This window comes from Vibrio ishigakensis (assembly GCF_024347675.1).
Taxonomy (GTDB): Bacteria; Pseudomonadota; Gammaproteobacteria; order Enterobacterales; family Vibrionaceae; genus Vibrio; species Vibrio ishigakensis.
Genome location: NZ_AP024881.1, coordinates 1,275,716 through 1,293,002, shown reverse-complemented (window position 1 = coordinate 1,293,002; position 17,287 = coordinate 1,275,716). Strand labels below are relative to the sequence as shown.

General features: G+C 45.7%; 16 protein-coding genes. 10 read left to right on the top strand and 6 right to left on the bottom strand.

The annotated features are described in order from the left end of the window. Positions 1 to 42 precede the first annotated feature (42 nt). Positions 43 to 3,069 (bottom strand): D-2-hydroxyglutarate dehydrogenase YdiJ, encoded by a 3,027-nt coding sequence (gene ydiJ / locus Pcarn_RS05850; protein ID WP_261835447.1) that lies wholly within the window; start codon positions 3,067 to 3,069, stop codon positions 43 to 45. A gap of 187 nt (positions 3,070 to 3,256) precedes the next feature. On the opposite strand from ydiJ, the gene Pcarn_RS05845 reads away from it, so the two are divergent. The 4 genes from Pcarn_RS05845 (at position 3,257) to Pcarn_RS05830 (ending at position 6,016) form a co-directional block, all read left to right on the top strand. Then, positions 3,257 to 3,940, top strand: a complete 684-nt coding sequence (locus tag Pcarn_RS05845) for a DUF2786 domain-containing protein (protein WP_261835446.1) — start codon at positions 3,257 to 3,259, stop codon at positions 3,938 to 3,940. 150 nt (positions 3,941 to 4,090) lie between these two features. Further along, a complete protein-coding gene (locus tag Pcarn_RS05840) occupies positions 4,091 to 4,282 on the top strand; it encodes a hypothetical protein (RefSeq protein ID WP_261835445.1) in 192 nt (63 codons plus the stop codon). 134 nt (positions 4,283 to 4,416) lie between these two features. Next, positions 4,417 to 4,791, top strand: a complete 375-nt coding sequence (locus Pcarn_RS05835; protein WP_261835444.1) for a SulA-like leucine-rich domain-containing protein — start codon at positions 4,417 to 4,419, stop codon at positions 4,789 to 4,791. Between the two features lie 121 nt (positions 4,792 to 4,912). After that, a complete protein-coding gene (locus Pcarn_RS05830; RefSeq protein WP_261835443.1) occupies positions 4,913 to 6,016 on the top strand; it encodes a phosphoribosylaminoimidazolesuccinocarboxamide synthase in 1,104 nt (367 codons plus the stop codon). Between the two features lie 47 nt (positions 6,017 to 6,063). Here the strand turns inward: Pcarn_RS05830 and Pcarn_RS05825 are convergent, their stop codons facing one another. Beyond that, positions 6,064 to 6,675 carry a TfoX/Sxy family DNA transformation protein gene (locus tag Pcarn_RS05825; RefSeq protein WP_261835442.1) on the bottom strand — a complete coding sequence of 204 codons (612 nt, stop codon included), beginning with the start codon at positions 6,673 to 6,675 and terminating at the stop codon, positions 6,064 to 6,066. 283 nt (positions 6,676 to 6,958) lie between these two features. Here Pcarn_RS05825 and Pcarn_RS05820 point away from each other — a divergent pair, with 283 nt between their 5' ends. The 4 genes from Pcarn_RS05820 to Pcarn_RS05805 all read left to right on the top strand — a co-directional run bounded on the left by Pcarn_RS05820 (position 6,959) and on the right by Pcarn_RS05805 (position 11,345). Then, entirely contained in the window at positions 6,959 to 7,864 is a 906-nt protein-coding gene (locus Pcarn_RS05820) for a lysine exporter LysO family protein (RefSeq protein WP_261835441.1), read from the top strand. 107 nt (positions 7,865 to 7,971) lie between these two features. Beyond that, positions 7,972 to 8,493: a hypothetical protein gene (locus Pcarn_RS05815; RefSeq protein WP_261835440.1), complete on the top strand. Its 522-nt coding sequence runs from the start codon at positions 7,972 to 7,974 to the stop codon at positions 8,491 to 8,493. A 98-nt stretch (positions 8,494 to 8,591) separates the two neighbouring features. Continuing rightward, positions 8,592 to 10,244: a pyridoxal-dependent aspartate 1-decarboxylase PanP gene (gene panP / locus Pcarn_RS05810; RefSeq protein WP_261835439.1), complete on the top strand. Its 1,653-nt coding sequence runs from the start codon at positions 8,592 to 8,594 to the stop codon at positions 10,242 to 10,244. A 243-nt stretch (positions 10,245 to 10,487) separates the two neighbouring features. Beyond that, positions 10,488 to 11,345, top strand: coding sequence for a MurR/RpiR family transcriptional regulator (locus Pcarn_RS05805; RefSeq protein ID WP_261835438.1), 858 nt, complete (start codon positions 10,488 to 10,490; stop codon positions 11,343 to 11,345). A gap of 51 nt (positions 11,346 to 11,396) precedes the next feature. Here Pcarn_RS05805 and yghU read toward each other — a convergent pair whose 3' ends face one another. Together yghU and Pcarn_RS05795 are read right to left on the bottom strand one after the other, a co-directional pair. Continuing rightward, positions 11,397 to 12,251 (bottom strand): glutathione-dependent disulfide-bond oxidoreductase, encoded by an 855-nt coding sequence (yghU, locus tag Pcarn_RS05800; RefSeq protein WP_261835437.1) that lies wholly within the window; start codon positions 12,249 to 12,251, stop codon positions 11,397 to 11,399. Between the two features lie 14 nt (positions 12,252 to 12,265). Continuing rightward, positions 12,266 to 13,474, bottom strand: coding sequence for an iron-containing alcohol dehydrogenase (locus Pcarn_RS05795; RefSeq protein ID WP_261835436.1), 1,209 nt, complete (start codon positions 13,472 to 13,474; stop codon positions 12,266 to 12,268). A 243-nt stretch (positions 13,475 to 13,717) separates the two neighbouring features. Here Pcarn_RS05795 and Pcarn_RS05790 point away from each other — a divergent pair, with 243 nt between their 5' ends. Continuing rightward, the gene (locus Pcarn_RS05790) at positions 13,718 to 13,981 is read left to right on the top strand and encodes a GrxA family glutaredoxin (RefSeq protein ID WP_261835435.1); all 264 of its coding nucleotides are present in this window, start codon (positions 13,718 to 13,720) and stop codon (positions 13,979 to 13,981) included. 68 nt (positions 13,982 to 14,049) lie between these two features. Here Pcarn_RS05790 and fabV read toward each other — a convergent pair whose 3' ends face one another. Then, positions 14,050 to 15,252: an enoyl-ACP reductase FabV gene (gene fabV / locus Pcarn_RS05785; protein ID WP_261835434.1), complete on the bottom strand. Its 1,203-nt coding sequence runs from the start codon at positions 15,250 to 15,252 to the stop codon at positions 14,050 to 14,052. A 300-nt stretch (positions 15,253 to 15,552) separates the two neighbouring features. Here fabV and Pcarn_RS05780 point away from each other — a divergent pair, with 300 nt between their 5' ends. Continuing rightward, positions 15,553 to 16,068 carry a glycine cleavage system protein R gene (locus tag Pcarn_RS05780; protein WP_261835433.1) on the top strand — a complete coding sequence of 172 codons (516 nt, stop codon included), beginning with the start codon at positions 15,553 to 15,555 and terminating at the stop codon, positions 16,066 to 16,068. Between the two features lie 53 nt (positions 16,069 to 16,121). Here the strand turns inward: Pcarn_RS05780 and nspC are convergent, their stop codons facing one another. After that, positions 16,122 to 17,252, bottom strand: a complete 1,131-nt coding sequence (gene nspC / locus Pcarn_RS05775; RefSeq protein ID WP_261835432.1) for a carboxynorspermidine decarboxylase — start codon at positions 17,250 to 17,252, stop codon at positions 16,122 to 16,124. Positions 17,253 to 17,287: the final 35 nt, after the last annotated feature.

Genomic DNA, 17,287 nt, shown 5'->3' with positions numbered 1-17,287 from the left:
CCAAATAGAAAAAGGGTTGGCCATTGCCAACCCTTTGTCGTTTTAGATGATGGCTAACAGCGCCTGCAGCGGATGCTTCACTGCCTCGCCCTCAAATCGCTTCACCTGACTTCGACATGAATAGCCTGTCACTAGGCAACGCTCTTTTGGAAGGTCTTGAAGTCTTGGCTTCCAACTTAAGGCATACACATCTTTAGACCATTGGTACTTGTCCGCTTCGTGACCGAAGGTGCCTGCCATGCCGCAGCAACCTACTGGTACCGTCTGCAAGCTGCCACCAAAATGAGCGAAGATAGCGCCCCACTCCTTCTCAGCGTTCGGCAGCATGGTCTTTTCCGTACAGTGCGCAAGCAGATACCAAGGCGTATTGTCTTTTGTTGAATTGATAGGTCCACACCGCTCGAGCCTTGGCAGTAGCCACTCATGCACGGTCAGCACATCAAAATCAAAACCTTTGTCTAGATGACGATACTCATCGCGATAGCAAAGCACCAATGCTGGGTCTACCCCTACCATAGGTATGCTTAGGCTAGATACCTGTTGTAAGAATTCCCCGGTAGAGCTCGCGGTCGCATTAAACTTCTTCAAGAAACCCTTGATGTGTTGCGCTTTACCATTTGGTTTAAATGGCAGTATCACCGGCTTAAAGCCCAGTTTCACCGCCAGAGATACAAAATCATCCACAACACTGGCATCGTAATAACTGGTAAATGGGTCTTGCACTATGATCAAGTGCTGCTGTTTCTGCTCTTCACTCAGAGCAGACAATTTCTGCATATCAAACGGGACTAATTGCTGAGCCTTTAAGCGTGATTTCAATGTCGGCGAAGACATCAATGGCGCGTCTAGATAGCCGATCGAGTTTGCCACCAAAGATTGAACCCATTTAGCATTCAATACACCATTGACCAATTTGGGAGATGTCGCCATGACCGGAAGCAAGCTCTCGATATTTGCCACAAAATAATCTTTCAGCGGTCTTTGGTAACGAGAGTGATACAGATTTAGGAAGCGCGCTCTAAAGTCCGGCACATCAACCTTAATAGGACACTGCGTGGCACACGCCTTACACGCGAGACAGCCTTGCATAGCCTCATACACTTCATGAGAAAAGTCATATTCGTGTCTTTGGTTGAGACGATTACGAACCCTATCCAACATGCCCTTTAGCGAGCCGTTGCTTTCTAGAGTCTTACTCTCTAAATCGAGAACATCTAAACCCTGCTCTGAAAGTTGTCGCAGCCATTCACGAACAATACCTGCGCGACCTTTAGGAGAGTGCCTGCGGTCAGCAAGTACCTTCATCGACGGACACATAGGTGATGAGGTATCGTAGTTAAAGCATAGGCCGTTACCATTACACTCCATTGCGCCGCTGAAACTATCGCGCACGGTAACGGGGATCTGACGGTCGAAATGCGCACGCTTGACCCCAGCAACTTTCACCAACTCGTCTTCAGAAGTAAGCGGCGTACAGATCTTGCCTGGGTTCATTTTATTGAGAGGATCAAACGCCCCTTTAACCCGTCTTAGCTGAGTAAACAACTCATCGCCAAAGAATTCAGGGCCGTACTCAGAGCGGAAACCTTTACCATGCTCACCCCACATCAACCCACCATATTTTGCCACCAAAGCTACAACTTGATCTGAGAGTTGGTGCATCAAGGCTTCTTGCTCTGGGTCACATAGGTCAAGTGCTGGTCTTACATGCAGTACGCCCGCGTCCACATGTCCAAACATTCCATAATGCAGTTTATGGCTGTCGAGCAGTTCTCGGAACTCAACAATAAAGTCTGCTAGGTTCTCAGGTGGCACGCAGGTATCTTCAGCAAAGGCTACAGGCTTAGCCGCCCCTTTGGTTGCGCCAAGAAGACCCACCGCTTTCTTACGCATCGCATAGATTTTGCCTATGCTAGCAAGGTCACTACATACTTGATAACCAATCACCCCGCCCTGCTTATCTGCAATCATCTGATCGAGCTTAGCGGTCAACTCTTTAATCTGGGCTTCAATCTCTTGTTCATCAGCGCCAGCATATTCAACCACATTGATACCCAAAAGCTCTTGCCCAGGTACTTCAGTAATCAACCCACTGACCGTGTGCCAGACAATATCCTGTTTGGCTAAATTTAGAACGATAGAGTCAATGGTCTCAACAGAAAGCGCGTTCGCCTCAACCATCATGGGTGCGCTTCGCAGTGCGGAATCGAAGCTGTCGTATTTGACGTTTACTAATACTCGCTTCTTAGGGATAGGAGTAAGGTTAAGTTTCGCCTCGGTGATAAAGCCTAGCGAGCCTTCGGAGCCACACAAAACTCGATGTGAAGCAAAGCGCTCGCCATCAAGAGCGTTTTTAAGGTCGTAGCCGGTGAGGAAACGGTTTAGGTCCGGAAATTTATCTTCTATCTGAGGTCGATACTCGCTACATATTTCGAAGGTGGTTTTCACTGCCTTGTCTGCAAAGCTGCCCTCAGGGTTCGAGTGCTGATTACTTGTGTCAAGAACAGAGCCATCAGCCAACACCGCTTTGAGCGCTAGAACGTGATCGGAGGTTTTACCGTAGCGCAGTGAGCCCTGCCCAGAGGCATCGGTATTGATCATACCGCCAATAGTAGCGCGGTTACTGGTGGATAGATCCGGAGAAAAGAAGAACCCATGGGCTCGTACAAGGTCGTTCAATTGGTCTTTCACCATACCCGTTTGAACCCTTACCCAGCCCTCTTCAACATTGAGCTCCAGCAGTTGATTCATGTGGCGTGAGAAATCCACCACCACGTGTTCAGTGAGCGACTGACCGTTAGTACCGGTACCGCCCCCTCGCGGAGAGAAACGAACGCTATGAAAAGCTTCTTCGTTGCAAAGAGCAGTCAGCAGTTCAACATCTTCCGAGCTTTTAGGGTGGACAACACCTTGCGGCAGTTGTTGATAGACGCTGTTGTCAGTTGCAACAGCCAGTCGGCTTGCATAACTGGTTTCAATATCACCACTAAAGCCACGCTCAACGAGGGCTTCAAGGTAACTTTTTACGGTTTCATTTAAAGAGGGAGTAAGATCCAATCTTGGTAACATAATGCTTCCTGCCAAAAACTTCACTGGAATCTAAGCGATGTTCGAAATGAATATTTAGTCGTTGCGCAACACTTTACATGATTTCAAGCGCTTACAAAACCACCTGATACATAGATCACAAAATGTCCTTTATGCGGACAAGGAAAACCGCTAAAATAGGTGCCCCTTTCGAGCAGTGTTAGAGTCTATGAATAAACATAAAGCCCTGAAAAAGATAGCGAAATGTCTAGAACTAGGTAATTCAGCAAACGTCAATGAAGCCGCAAATGCCATTAAAATGGCGCATTCTTTGATGCTGAAATACGGACTAGAGAAGGATGACATTGAGTTTATCAAGATGGGTAAGACTCAATCCTCTCATCTACTGCCGAGTAATGTTGGTCATAACCTTCTACGTATTATCCGTGGCATTAACACCAAGTTCGGAGTAGAGGCTGTGCTACTTAATCACAAAGGACTTAAGCGCGCCGAGTTTATCGGTGAGGCTGATCGTGCAATCTTTGCTGCCTTTGCCTTCGATGTTGTCTATCGTGAGATGAATGAACACACAGGTCGTTTCCGTAACAGTTTTGCTGGAACCGGTACTGCCTCAACTGAGGTGACCCGTCGTGTAAACTCCTTCCTTTCTGGTTGGATAGAAGGTGCTCTGGAGAAGCTTCCAACTATTGCGCCGGATGACAACTCCGAAAACAAGATAAAGAACTACATAGATAAAGAGTTCAAGAACATCGACCGTGAGACCTTCAAAAAACAACTTAAAGAAGCGATGAAAAACATCACTGAAGACTATGAAGTGGGACTTAAAAAAGGCCGTACTTTATCAGTGAGTCGACCGGTTGAGGGCGCTAGCCAACGCAAGTTGCTCAAATAGACGCCATACCGACGTGCCTTGGTCACGAACCCTTACACAAAACATTAACATTAGCTTTGCATGAATGTAATTTACCCTTTCTAATCTCATAGCGACGACAGGAAGTCGTTACTTGAATTGAGATTTGTTAAGTGCCGGAGTAAAGATTTCATGCAAAAAAAATTCGCTGCGTGCGACTGGTGTAAAAAAGTCGCATTTGTAGAGCCTCTCACCTATCTAGACGGATACACAAACTACACCTGTGACACCTGCAAGCAAACGGCTCTCATAGACGTAAATCGCTACAATCAAGAAGAGCTAATAGCTAATCAAAATAAGTCCGTCCGAGACAGCGTTCGCTAAGGTTTCAAGCAAACCCACAAACATGACCCAGCCCTAAGGCTGGGTTTTTTGTTTAAAAAATCGATATTTAATGCTTGATCTTTATCCATACAGGCATTACTGTTTATTCATACAGTATGTACGGAGATACAGTAATGCATTTCAACACCACATATGATTCAACCCCTACTAATCTTGCTCATCACCTTATGAGTGACAGTTCTTTCAGCCTTCTCGCTAAGGCATCTGCAGCACCTAAGTGGGTTCTATTTACCGCCCAAACTGAACTGCCAGAGAGAGACTATTTTGTTAAGCATCATGTGGAGTGTGAAAAGGTGGTACAACTAAAACCATCTAATCAACACAATGAAATGGAAGTGGTAATTCGTGCCCTTACTAATGGCAATGCCAGTGCCGTGGTTGCCAGCGACAATTTTGATGCCAATGCAAAGGCTCAACTCCTTTCTCTAGCTGAGCGCAGTAACTGTTGCCTTATCTTTACTGGCGCTACAAAAGCACTACTCCACTGATCAAAATCAAGTAAAGGTTTGTGATAGGAGAGGATTTGCGCAAACGTTTGCTTTAATAATGGATCCGTCATTATTTCCTGTGTATGATTCGCATCAGATTTTCCTGCACTGGATTCAAAATATGACTGTTGCGACTCAAGTATTAGACGTTAATGATGATCTACCTATCCGTACTGATAAGCCAGTACACAGTGGTAAGGTACGTTCGGTATATTGGCTGACGGAAGAAGATAGCCGTCGCCTAATCAAGGAAAAAGGCTACGATGTAGCAGAAGATGCGCCGCTGGCTATCATGGTGATCAGTGATCGTATCTCAGCGTTCGACTGCATCTGGCATGGTGAAAATGGCCTTAAAGGCGTTCCAGGTAAAGGGGCAGCTTTAAACGCTATCTCTAACCACTGGTTTAAGCTATTCAAAGACAACGGCTTAGCAGACAGTCATATCCTAGACATCCCTCACCCACTCGTATGGTTCGTTCAAAAAGCAAAACCTGTTATGGTTGAAGCCATCTGCCGTAAATACATTACAGGCTCCATGTGGCGCGCCTACGAAAAAGGCGAACGTGAGTTCTGTGGTATCGACCTACCCGAAGGTCTGGTCAAAGACGGTCTTTTGGACGAGCTACTAATCACCCCGTCCACTAAGGGTATATTGCGTGGTATTCCAAATGTACCAGAAGCCGACGATGTAAATATCACTCGTAAAGACTTGGTAAACAATTTCTCAGCATTCAATTTCTCTGCTGTTGAGGATGTCGATAAGTATGAAGTGCTTCTAAAGCAAGGCTTCAGTGTTATCGACAACGCTCTATCTGAGGTTAATCAGATCTTTGTCGATACCAAGTTTGAGTTTGGCTACGTGACAGACGCTGCGGGTAACGAAAAGCTTATCTATATGGATGAAGTGGGAACACCTGATTCATCTCGTATCTGGGATGAGTCAAGCTACAAGCAAGGTAAAATCGTAGAAAACTCTAAAGAAGGATTCCGCCAGTTCTTGCTTAACCATTTCCCTGATGCTGACATCCTTCTAAACAAAGAGCGTATGGACGAGCGTGAAGCACTTGCTCGCGAAAACGAACTGCCTCTTTCTGCAATGATGGATCTGTCTCGTACCTATACAGGTATTGCTGAGAAGATCACCGGCAAGCCTATCGTACTTAGTGATGACCCTAAAAAAGAGATCATTAAGGTACTAGGCGAGCAATACGGCCTGATCGATTAATCCCGACTCTTTATAAAAAACGCCTGCAAATATGCAGGCGTTTTTCGTCAGTAGCTATCGAGTTGATTACGGTTTATCTGACTGACCAGTTGGTTCTTTACCCTATGATCGAGCAGGGTATAGTGGATTTGTCTAAGCGCACCTTCGAGCTTCCATAGCAAGTTAAGACTCAGATCTTGACCATATATCTGCTTGAGCCGGACGAAAACACAGGCAGCGCCAAGGTTATTCAGTGTTTCAATATCGCAAACCCCAACTCGGACCAACATTCTCTCTATGCTTAGTTGCAGGTTTGGGAGATCCCTTAAGCGGCGACATTGTCCCCTGCAATCTTTGTCTTGATGTGCAAATGCCAGTGAGCGCTTTAATAGCACCTCAAAGTCATCACTCTGGGCGTCAAATAGATCGTCTATCTCGAAATATTCCACACGCGCACAACCAATACGCTTTTGAAATGCAAACTGCTGACACTGGTACTGCCTAAATTGTTCAGATAACTCCCCGCCACCTCTTAAATAAGTCTTGCCATCATAAACCAATAGAAACATGGCATCGCCTTGGAAATACCCGATACCGCCAAACATAGAATGAGTCGATATCCCATCCAACTCTCTAAGGTATTCGACTACCTTACTCTGTTTATCCTGATTTGAGTTCATCCTATCCCTCCTCTCCTTTTCCCTTTTAATCGTAAATTTCTAGCCGATAGAGTGCGTAATTAGGCAAGTAGGAAACGCAAAGGAAAGAGTATGAGAAAGTGCGACTTCACCCCAAAATCGTTTTCTGTTTAAAATCTGCGTAAATATGAAGAAAAAACGATTAGGAATGGAGATAGACAAAAAGTTTGCGCAAGTACCTGAACCCAATAAGAATTTTGCACCCGCTCACGCTTTGTTATACATTCTCACATTCATCTAATAAATACTTATTCATTGTCTGCGCATGTTATCTGGTCTGCTGTTTATCTTTCTTCCTTTAGTGGTGGGTTATCTCATTTCCACCTCAAATCAGTCATTGTTGGGACTACTCAACAAGCTTTGCTCTCACACGGTTCTGTTTATCTTATTTTTGATGGGACTGAGCATTGCAGACATGGAAGGACTGGGAGCGAATGTTCAGAACATTCTCACCGTTACCGCTACCTTTTTCATCGCTATCTCGCTGTGTAACCTCATGGCCTTGCCATTTATCGACAAAGTGATGCCATTAAAGGTCGAAGGCAAACAAAATAAATTGCCATTACTGCAGATGGCATCAGAGTCATTAAAGTTGGTCTTCATTGTGGCGCTAGGGGTAATCGTTGGTTTGCTGTTACCGGGATACTGGGCTTGGGTACACACCGCCAGCGAATGGACACTGTTTGTATTGCTTTTCTTTATCGGTATACAACTTCGTAATAGCGGTTTGACCCTAAAAGAAATACTTATCAACAAACAAGGCATCACCATCGCTGCAGTCATCGTTATTACGTCATGGATAGGCGGTATGATTGCAGCAACCCTGTTGGATCTGCCTTTAATGCAAGGTCTAGCCATGGGCTCGGGTTTTGGGTGGTACTCTCTTACTGGCATATTGATCAGCGACAGCTTTGGCCCTATGTACGGCAGTGCTTCGCTAATTATCGAACTGCTTCGAGAACTGCTGGCACTTATATTTATCCCTGTACTGATTAAAAGCAGACCTTGTACCGCCATTGGCTTTGCCGGTGCGACAGCGATGGACTTTACCCTGCCGATCATCCAAACCACTGGGGGTATTCGTTGTGTACCTGTAGCTATAGTTAGCGGTTTCCTGCTGTCACTATTAGTTCCTGTGTGCATCTTGGCTTTTGCTGGCTTTGTCGGTTGATTTAATCGCCACCAGCACGGCGCTTCATCACAACTCAGTAAATAGCTTGTGTCTTGAAGTGCCGAATTTGTTAGATTAAACGCACTTCAATCAAAGGGATTTAAACGATGAAAAAAGCGTTGTTTTTAGCATGTGCAGCGGTATCTACACTCTCTCCAACGTTTGCGTTCGCTGCCAACACTGAGTGCCAGATTAATAAATACAACACCTATATCGACGCCTCCATTCAGTGGTATCAGGACCTTGCTGAACTCACTAGTACAGCAAACCCAGATCTAAGAGAAGTAAGTGACTGGTTCCTTGATGGTCGCGAAAAGCACTTTGAGCTGAATCGACTTGCGGTTTCTACCTTACTGACTGAACAACCAGTTAAGGTGTCGACGGAGTTGGATGTGGAATCTTGGCTACAACTGAGTCAGCAAGATATTAAGGCTCTTTCTGAGCGTGACGATAAATTAGGCGAAGTCGCCAAGGCAAGCTTTGAATATCGTCAGGCGAAACCTCATCCACAAAATTACGAATTTCGCTCTGCTCTTGCTGAACTTTTAAGCCATCCGAACAAGATTCAACCTGTATTGGATGCTTATAACACTTCTGTTCAGCAAGCCAATGAAACTAATTGCAAATAATAGATAAAGCAATCTTATCTCATTTCAAAAAATACGGGACATTGACTAAATTATCTATTACATTGTCCCGCCTGTAATAGCGAAATATAAATTCGGATATGGTTTCACAGGAAAGAAAAGCACTGGTAGATTTTGAACGGTTGTTGAAGATATTCACTGTCCCGGAAGGGCCAGAATCAACCCTAACTCAAATTGAGCAGCGTTTGTCCCTCAACCTAAACGAATTTCTCAAAGAGCACATCGTTGCGGAAGAAAAGCCTCTGCGCGAGATTGAAAAAGACTTCAACTCAGCGGACCTTCCAGAGCAACCTACATTTGTTTCTGAGCACACCCAGCATCTTCTCGATACCCTAGTTTCGCACTCGGTTCATACCTCTGCGCCAAGCTTTATCGGCCACATGACCTCGGCGCTGCCTTACTTCTTAATGCCGCTGTCGAAAATCATGATCGCTCTTAACCAGAATCTGGTGAAGATTGAAACCTCTAAGGCTTTTACTCCACTTGAGCGTCAAGTATTGGGTATGCTTCATAACCTCACCTATGGTCGTGAAGAGTCATTTTATCAGCAGTGGTTGCACAGTGCTAAACACTCACTGGGCGCGTTTTGCTCGGGCGGTACTATAGCCAACATCACCGCTCTTTGGGTAGCGCGCAATAACGCCTTCCCTGCCGATGGTGACTTTGAGGGTATTCAGAAGCAAGGCCTTCTGAAAGCGCTTCTGCATTACGGCTATCAAGGTATGGCTGTACTGGTCTCTGAACGTGGTCACTACTCCCTTAAGAAAGCTGCGGATGTATTGGGTCTTGGTCACGACAACCTAGTTCGAGTAAAAACAGATGCGAACAACCGCATCGATATCGATGATCTTAAACTGAAGCTAGAAGAGCTTGAACAGAATAAGATCAAACCTATCGCTGTAGTGGGTGTGGCTGGTACCACTGAAACGGGTAATATCGACCCACTTAATGACATTGCAGATATCTGTGAACAACACGATTGTCACTTCCATGTAGATGCGGCTTGGGGTGGCGCGACCTTGATGTCAAGCACCTATCGTCATCTACTGTCAGGAATCGAGCGTGCTGATTCAGTGACTATCGATGCTCACAAACAGCTTTATATCCCTATGGGTGCGGGTATGGTGTTGTTCAAGGACCCAAATGCTATGTCTAGCGTCGAGCATCACGCAGCTTATATTCTGCGTAAGGGTTCAAAAGACCTTGGCCGACATTCTCTTGAGGGCTCTCGCTCTGGAATGGCTATGCTGGTTTACTCAAGCATGCATATCTTAAGTCGGCCGGGTTATGAACTTCTTATCGATAATGGTATCGATAAGGCTAGATATTTTGCAGATCTGATTAAAGAAGAAGACCATTTTGAGTTGGTAACTGAGCCTGAACTTTGCCTTCTGACCTACCGCTATGCTCCGCCACATGTACAACAAGCGATGGCTATGGCCAAAGGAAAACAGAAGCAAAAACTGAATGAGCTTCTCAATAGCCTTACCCAGTTTATTCAAAAGCGACAGCGTGAAAACGGCCTCTCATTTGTATCTCGTACTACGCTGACTCCACATCAGTTTGATAATCTGACCACAACAGTATTTAGAGTAGTACTAGCAAACCCGCTAACCACCAAAGAGATATTGCAAAATATCCTTAAAGAGCAAAAAGAGATCGCTATTCTAGCGCCGTCTCTAACTAAGCAAATTGAAGCTACAACCCAAGCTATTCTGGGTGAAAAACTGTAGTTTTTTTACTTCACAGCTCGAAATAATAGTGCAATTAAATCGCGATTGAACGCTTATCTCCTGCATATTTGATCGCCCAAGCCTCTCATATTTGAGGCTTGTCATATTCTAACGTTTTATTTGTTATAAAGTTTCGGATTTATTACACCGTGAAGGAAGTTCGGTATATACTGAAATTAATTTTTGGAGTCTCCTCCCCCTTTTCATGAGACTTCGTTTTCGACTATTGATTGTGCCAACCTTATGAATACTTTAGAAAAAGTTCAGAAGAACCTTGATAACTTCAGTAAATCAGAAAGAAAAGTAGCTGAAGTGATCATGGCGAATCCGCAGACTGCAATTCACTCTAGTATTGCGACTTTAGCTAAGTTAGCCGACGTGAGTGAACCTACAGTAAACCGCTTTTGCCGTCGTTTAGATACCAAGGGTTTCCCCGACTTCAAACTTCACTTGGCTCAAAGCCTAGCTAACGGCACTCCTTATGTAAGCCGAAACGTTGAAGAGAGTGATGGTCCTGATGCATACACGCATAAGATCTTTGAATCGACCATGGCTTGCCTTGATGTTGCTAAGAACAACCTCGATGCGCATCAGATCAACCGTGCTGTAGACCTACTTACTCAAGCAAAGCGTATCTCTTTCTTCGGTCAGGGTGCATCATCTGCGGTAGCAAAAGACGCGCAAAACAAATTTATTCGTTTCAACATCCCTATTTCTTGTTTTGATGACCCTGTTATGCAACGCATGAGTTGCATCAACAGCACAGACAATGATGTTGTGGTGTTGGTATCACACACGGGTCGCACTAAGAGTCTTATCGAAATTGCGACCCTAGCTCGTGACAATGGTGCAACGGTTATCGCCATCACCGCCAAGGACTCACCTCTACACAAGGTCGCTTCGCTTACTATTACCTTGGATATCTCAGAAGATACCGATGTCTACATGCCAATGGCGAGCCGAGTCGTTCAGATGACCATCATCGACGTACTTGCAACCGGCTTTACCCTGCGCCGTGGCAGCGGTTTTAGAGACAATCTAAAGCGTGTAAAAGAAGCCCTAAGGGATTCTCGATTTGGTAAAGACGAAGAACCTCGCTAGAATTTAAAAAAGCCCAGCAAACATGCTGGGCTTTTTACTACTTGTTGATTTTTAAGGCTTTAAAGCCAATACAGAATCAATGTCTGCTGCGCTGTGACGCTCCACCACCTGCTCATAGTCTTCGCCCCATGAGCGATTCACGATACGACCACGCTGAACAGCTTCTCTCGCATCAATATCCTTGGCCCAACGCTGTAGGTTCTTATACTCATCAACCTGCAGGAACTCGGCCGCGTCATATAAACGCCCAAGTACCAGACCGCCATACCAAGTCCAAGTGGCCATATCTGCAATAGTGTATTCATCGCCACCAAGATACTGATTGCGACCCAACTCTTTATCCAATACGTCCAGTTGGCGCTTGGCTTCCATAGTGAAACGGTTAATTGGATATTCAAACTTCTCTGGTGCGTACGCGTAGAAATGGCCAAAACCACCGCCTAGATACGGTGCCGAGCCTTGAAGCCAGAATAGCCAGTTCAGTACTTGGGCACGCTTGGCAGGCTCGGTTGGAACAAACTTACCAAACTTCTCCGCTAGATAGAGCAAGATATTGCCCGATTCAAACACGTTTACTGGCTCATCACCGGACTTATCCACCAGCGCCGGAATTTTCGAGTTCGGGTTAACCGAAACAAAGCCTGATGAAAACTGATCGCCATCGCCAATACGAATAATATGAGCATCGTAATCTGCTTCTTTCACACCCGCTGCTAGAAGCTCTTCAAACATGATAGTGACCTTTTGCCCATTTGGCGTGCCAAGTGAGTAGAGCTGAAATGGGTGCTCCCCTTCTGGTAAGGTTTTGTCATGGGTTGCGCCAGAGACCGGACGGTTTATCTTAGACCATTCGCCTCCGGTATCTGTGTTGGTCCATACCTTAGGCGGTACATAGCTAGAAGACATTCTCACTCCTTCGTTTAATGCATTTCTGAGAGATCGCCTCTGCGGGTTCTATCCGATGAGGCTTGATTAACAGGACAGTAACAAACTTGATTCAACACTTCTACTAGCCTGTCTTCTGTTAGTGGTAATGGATTACCTTGAATGGCCACCGACTTGAGCGCATCTTGCGCTACTACATCAAAAGCGGTGTCACACAACCCGTAATAAGAAAGGGTTGGGATCTCGAGTTTATCCAGCATCTGATTAACCCACTCGATGCCATCTTCCATTTGCGCATCCGAATCCTCAGTTAAAAGCTGTGAAATCTTACGATATCGGGTTAACAGATCATTGCGTCCATTTTGTTTGGCCGCGCGCATATTCTCACGCATGACAAAGGGTGCCAGGCGTGCGGTAATCACGCTGTGTGGCGCCGAGATCTTACCGCCTAACGCTGAAGCCAAGCCATGCGCTGCACCGAGTTTGGCATTTGTAATCGCCATACCACCTAGCATAGCGGCAAAAGAGAGATCCGCTCTCGCCCTTGGGTTGTCTTGACGACAGCCTGGCAGGATTGAGCGAGATAAGCGGCGAAGCCCCTCTTCACAAATCATATCCGTGAGTGGATTCGGCTCTCCACACACATATGCTTCCATAAGATGGGTAAAGGCATCCATTGCGCCTCTGCCTGACGTGCCTGGATCTGTGCCATAGGTTAGTGTTGGGTCAACAATAGCGACGTTCGGCAAGATATCTGGGCTTCTTAAACTCACTTTAACCTTGTCTTGTCCCGATTTAAGCACCGCGTTTTTAGTCACCTCAGCCCCGGTACTGGCCGTGGTTGGAATGGCAATCATAGGCACAGGCTCAGCCTTTATCGGCACGTTGCGACCTACAACTTCTACATAGTCATACAGGTCACCAGTGTTAGTCACCATGGCGGCCAATGCCTTACCCATATCCAGCACGCTGCCCCCGCCCATGGCAACAACCATGTCTGGCTTAAAGCGACGCGCCACCACGGCGGATTCTTCCACCATAGTAATGTTGGGTTCGCTGGTTACTGAGATGTGTTGATAGCGCATGTTTTGGCTTTTCAGATAACGCGTGATGACCTGAGAGCGAGATAGGTCCTTACCTGTGACCAATAAAACGCTGTAGCCAAACTGATTAAGAACAGACAATGAAGATTGGAGCGCCCCTTCTCCGAAGATGATGCGAGACGTAGTCATGAATTGGAACATATCTTTACTTCCCTTGTAATGATGATACGACCAGAATGCTTCCTAGCTAGCGATTAGTTATTGATTTAGTTCAATATACCTTATTGCATATTTACTATTTAGTTTAGATTACCTAGTTGATCACAAGTTAGCAAAGTTTGATTCTGCTTTAATAGGCATCACCTATCACACTAAACGGCAAAAGTTTCTTTATTTCCCCCAAGGCTTAAGGCATCATTTTGCAAAACAAATAAGGAGAAATGTATGTTTGTAGTAATTTTTGGACGTCCTGGTTGCCCATTCTGTGTTCGCGCTAAAGATGCAGCGGAAGAACTAAAAGCAAAGCGTGATGACTTTAACTATCGTTACGTTGATATTCACGCAGAAGGTATCTCAAAGGCTGACCTTGAGAAGACTGTAGGAAAGCCAGTTGAAACTGTTCCTCAAATCTTTGTAGATCAAGAGCACGTGGGCGGTTTCACCGAGTTTGAAGCTTACGCAAAAGAAAACCTAGGTCTTTACTCTTAATCGAGTACACCGGATATAAGAAAGGGGCGCTAACTTAGCGCCCCTTTTTACATTCTCATCAGCGAAGATTAGATGTCGATAACCTCAAACGTTACGTTTGGATTTACATCCGCTTCGTAATCGATGCCGTCGATACCAAAGCCAAATAGGCTAAGGAACTCATCTTTATACTCTTGATAGTCTGTTAGCTCTTTTAGGTTCTCAGAGGTGATCTGAGGCCATAGATCGCGACAGTGCTGTTGAATGTCATCACGCAGTTCCCAGTCATCCAGACGCAGACGGTTTTGGTCATCTACTTCAGGCGCTGTGCCGTCAGCTTTATACAGGCGCTGGCTGAACATGCGATAGATCTGTTCCATACAGCCTTCATGCACACCTTCTTCGCGCATCTTCTTAAATACCATAGCGATATAAAGAGGCATTACTGGGATAGCAGAACTTGCTTGAGTTACTACAGACTTCAGAACCGCAACGTTAGCTGTGCCGCCGATTGCAGATAGTTTCTCGTTTAGCTCGCTTGATGCACGGTCTAGGTCCATCTTAGCGCGGCCTAGAGCGCCGTCCCAATAGATAGGCCAAGTCAGCTCAGTACCGATGTAGCTGTACGCTACTGTCTTACAACCTTCGGCTAGAACGCCCGCTTCAGAAAGCGCGTCCATCCAAAGTTCCCAATCTTGACCGCCCATTACGGTAACAGTATCAGCGATCTCTTGCTCAGTTGCAGGCTCAATACTCGCTTCGATGATTTCATCTTTGTTAGTATCAACTGCAGTTGAGGTGTAAGTCTCACCGATTGGCTTTAGAGATGAACGGATCAGTTCACCCGTTTCTGGAAGCTTACGTACTGGAGATGCCAGAGAGTAAACCACCATATCGATCTGACCTAGGTCTTGCTTGATAAGCTCGATAGTCTTTTGCTTAGCTTCATTAGAGAAAGCGTCGCCATTTAGGCTTTTCGCGTACAGGCCTTCTTCTTGCGCTAACTTGTCAAACGCGGCTGCGTTGTAGAAACCTGCAGTGCCTGGTTTTCTGTCTGTGCCCGGCTTTTCAAAGAAAACACCGATAGTTGAAGCACCACCACCAAACGCAGCTGCAATACGCGACGATAGACCGTAGCCACTTGAAGAGCCAACAACTAGAACGCGCTTAGGTGCGTTCTCGATCTTGCCTTGAGCCTTGGTATATTCAATTTGTTTTTTTACGTTTGCTTCGCAGCCAACTGGGTGCGTTGTGGTACAAATAAATCCACGAATTCGAGGTTTTATGATCATATTCACTTCCTTAAAAATACCTGCGTAGCATAAAAGGTTATCCGCTGATTCGCATCACTTTTATGACAAATCGCCTCGAAATATGAAGTGGTTGGAGCACTTTACACCCATTCAGTGACCTCAATCTCACGCCCTCTATCCCTCGCAAAAAGAAAATTGTTAATGGAATCATATTTTTAGCATTCGAGTATAAGATTAGGAAGAATTGTTGATTGATATCATGCGCGGCCGATGATTGTTTCCTAAACTAAAGATATACCTATGTAATTCATAGACTTATAAACTGTGGAGGGATTCCCCATGAAAACATCATTCATCGTCAATTTCATTGGCACAGCTTCACCCTCGACGATAAAGCGGCTTTCAGCCATCACACATGAAAACGGCGGCAAGTGGCTTATCAGTAAGGTGAATTTTATTGATAATCAAGTCGCGGGGGTCATCAAGGTAGAGATGCCAGAGGTCAACGCCGAAGTGGTAAAAAACGCCTTTGCCAACGCTGAGAATCTAGTTTCACAAATCACAGAAAGCGATGATTCACTTCACGATACCAATGAGATCTTCAGCCTAAGAGTCGACGCTGGTGACCGCGCTGGTATCGTTAACGAGATCACTCAGGTTCTGGATAGCCAAGGCATCAGTATCCTAGATATGGACTGCCACCGTGTATTCCTAGCCGGTGGCGGCGGTGTAAGCTCAAGTCTGTTTACAGCAGAGCTCGCACTCAAACTGCCAGCCGAGGTTCAAGTAGAGGATGTTCGTAAAGAGCTTGAATCCTTGAGCGAGGATACGAGGGTTGTGGTCGAAGAAGCCTAAGCCCCAAAAACAACAAAGCCCTGCTCAGTGAGCAGGGCTTTTTGATATTCAGATTATACCGACCACTGTGACAGTGAGCGTTTAAAGTCTGAGTAATCAAACTCATTCAATTTTACTACCTCACCGCTTACACGCTGACAGTAGATAGATGGCATCTTGATGCCGTTGAACCAGTTGAGCTTCACCATGGTGTAGCCTGCACTGTCCATGATGTGCAGACGCTGACCAATCTCTAGCGGCTGTTCAAACTCAGTTTCACAGAACTGATCGCCTGCAAGGCATGAACATGAGCCAATCACATAATGATGCTCTGCTCCATCAGTGGCTTCACGAATAGAGGCTGGCTCGTCATAAATAAGGGTATCTAGACGGTGCGCCTCGGTTGCAGAATCAACGATAGCCGTCTTCTTCTCGTTCTCAACGATATCAACCACGGTTACTACAAGATCAGTAGTTTTGGTGATGATTGCCTCACCCGGCTCTAGATAAAGCTGCACGCCGTGCTTTTCAGAGAAAGCTTTAAGGGCTGCGGCTAGTTTCTCTAGCTCATAGCCAGGCCAAGTAAAGAACACACCGCCACCTAGGCTCACCCACTCCATCTTATCCAGATAGTGACCAAACTGCTCTGAGATAGAATCTAGAAGCGCGATAAAAGAGTCTGCACTCTTATTCTCACAATTCATGTGGAACATCACGCCATCGATACTCTCGAACACCTCAGGCTTGATCTGGCCAGCTTGAACGCCTAGGCGCGAATATTTACGCGCTGGGTTTGCCAAGTCTTGTCCTGCTACGCTCACACCTGGGTTTAGACGCAGACCAACAGAAGCCTTACCTTCAACAAGGTGACGATAATGCGCAAGCTGGCTTTGAGAGTTAAAGATCATCTTGTCGCAGATATCTGCAACCTCGATAACGTCTTGCTCTGTATAGCCAACGCTATAAGCGTGCGTCTCACCACCAAAGGTTTCATGACCTAGCTTCACCTCGTAAGGGCCACTGCTTGTGGTGCCCTCAAGGTAAGGCTTAATGATGTCAAACACACCCCAAGTAGAGAAGCACTTAAGCGCCAGCACTAGCTTCACGCCAGAGAGCTCTTTTAGGGTCTTCGCTTTTTCCAAGTTCTCGATAAGCTTGGCTTCATCAATCATGAAGAATGGGGTTTGCAGTTCAGAATGATTCATAGATTTCACTTTCATCATAAAAAAGCCGATGCGAG

Bases quoted from the DNA above. Each gene is read 5' to 3' on its own strand.
- Pcarn_RS05830 (WP_261835443.1), top strand. From the start codon at position 4,913: ATGACTGTTGCGACTCAAGTATTAGACGTTAATGATGATCTACCTATC.
- Pcarn_RS05820 (WP_261835441.1), top strand. From the start codon at position 6,959: ATGTTATCTGGTCTGCTGTTTATCTTTCTTCCTTTAGTGGTGGGTTAT.
- yghU (WP_261835437.1), bottom strand. From the start codon at position 12,251: ATGTCTTCTAGCTATGTACCGCCTAAGGTATGGACCAACACAGATACC.
- Pcarn_RS05805 (WP_261835438.1), top strand. From the start codon at position 10,488: ATGAATACTTTAGAAAAAGTTCAGAAGAACCTTGATAACTTCAGTAAA.
- Pcarn_RS05795 (WP_261835436.1), bottom strand. From the start codon at position 13,474: ATGTTCCAATTCATGACTACGTCTCGCATCATCTTCGGAGAAGGGGCG.
- Pcarn_RS05815 (WP_261835440.1), top strand. From the start codon at position 7,972: ATGAAAAAAGCGTTGTTTTTAGCATGTGCAGCGGTATCTACACTCTCT.
- nspC (WP_261835432.1), bottom strand. From the start codon at position 17,252: ATGAATCATTCTGAACTGCAAACCCCATTCTTCATGATTGATGAAGCC.
- Pcarn_RS05825 (WP_261835442.1), bottom strand. From the start codon at position 6,675: ATGAACTCAAATCAGGATAAACAGAGTAAGGTAGTCGAATACCTTAGA.
- panP (WP_261835439.1), top strand. From the start codon at position 8,592: ATGGTTTCACAGGAAAGAAAAGCACTGGTAGATTTTGAACGGTTGTTG.
- Pcarn_RS05840 (WP_261835445.1), top strand. From the start codon at position 4,091: ATGCAAAAAAAATTCGCTGCGTGCGACTGGTGTAAAAAAGTCGCATTT.
- Pcarn_RS05845 (WP_261835446.1), top strand. From the start codon at position 3,257: ATGAATAAACATAAAGCCCTGAAAAAGATAGCGAAATGTCTAGAACTA.
- Pcarn_RS05790 (WP_261835435.1), top strand. From the start codon at position 13,718: ATGTTTGTAGTAATTTTTGGACGTCCTGGTTGCCCATTCTGTGTTCGC.
- ydiJ (WP_261835447.1), bottom strand. From the start codon at position 3,069: ATGTTACCAAGATTGGATCTTACTCCCTCTTTAAATGAAACCGTAAAA.
- Pcarn_RS05780 (WP_261835433.1), top strand. From the start codon at position 15,553: ATGAAAACATCATTCATCGTCAATTTCATTGGCACAGCTTCACCCTCG.
- fabV (WP_261835434.1), bottom strand. From the start codon at position 15,252: ATGATCATAAAACCTCGAATTCGTGGATTTATTTGTACCACAACGCAC.
- Pcarn_RS05835 (WP_261835444.1), top strand. From the start codon at position 4,417: ATGCATTTCAACACCACATATGATTCAACCCCTACTAATCTTGCTCAT.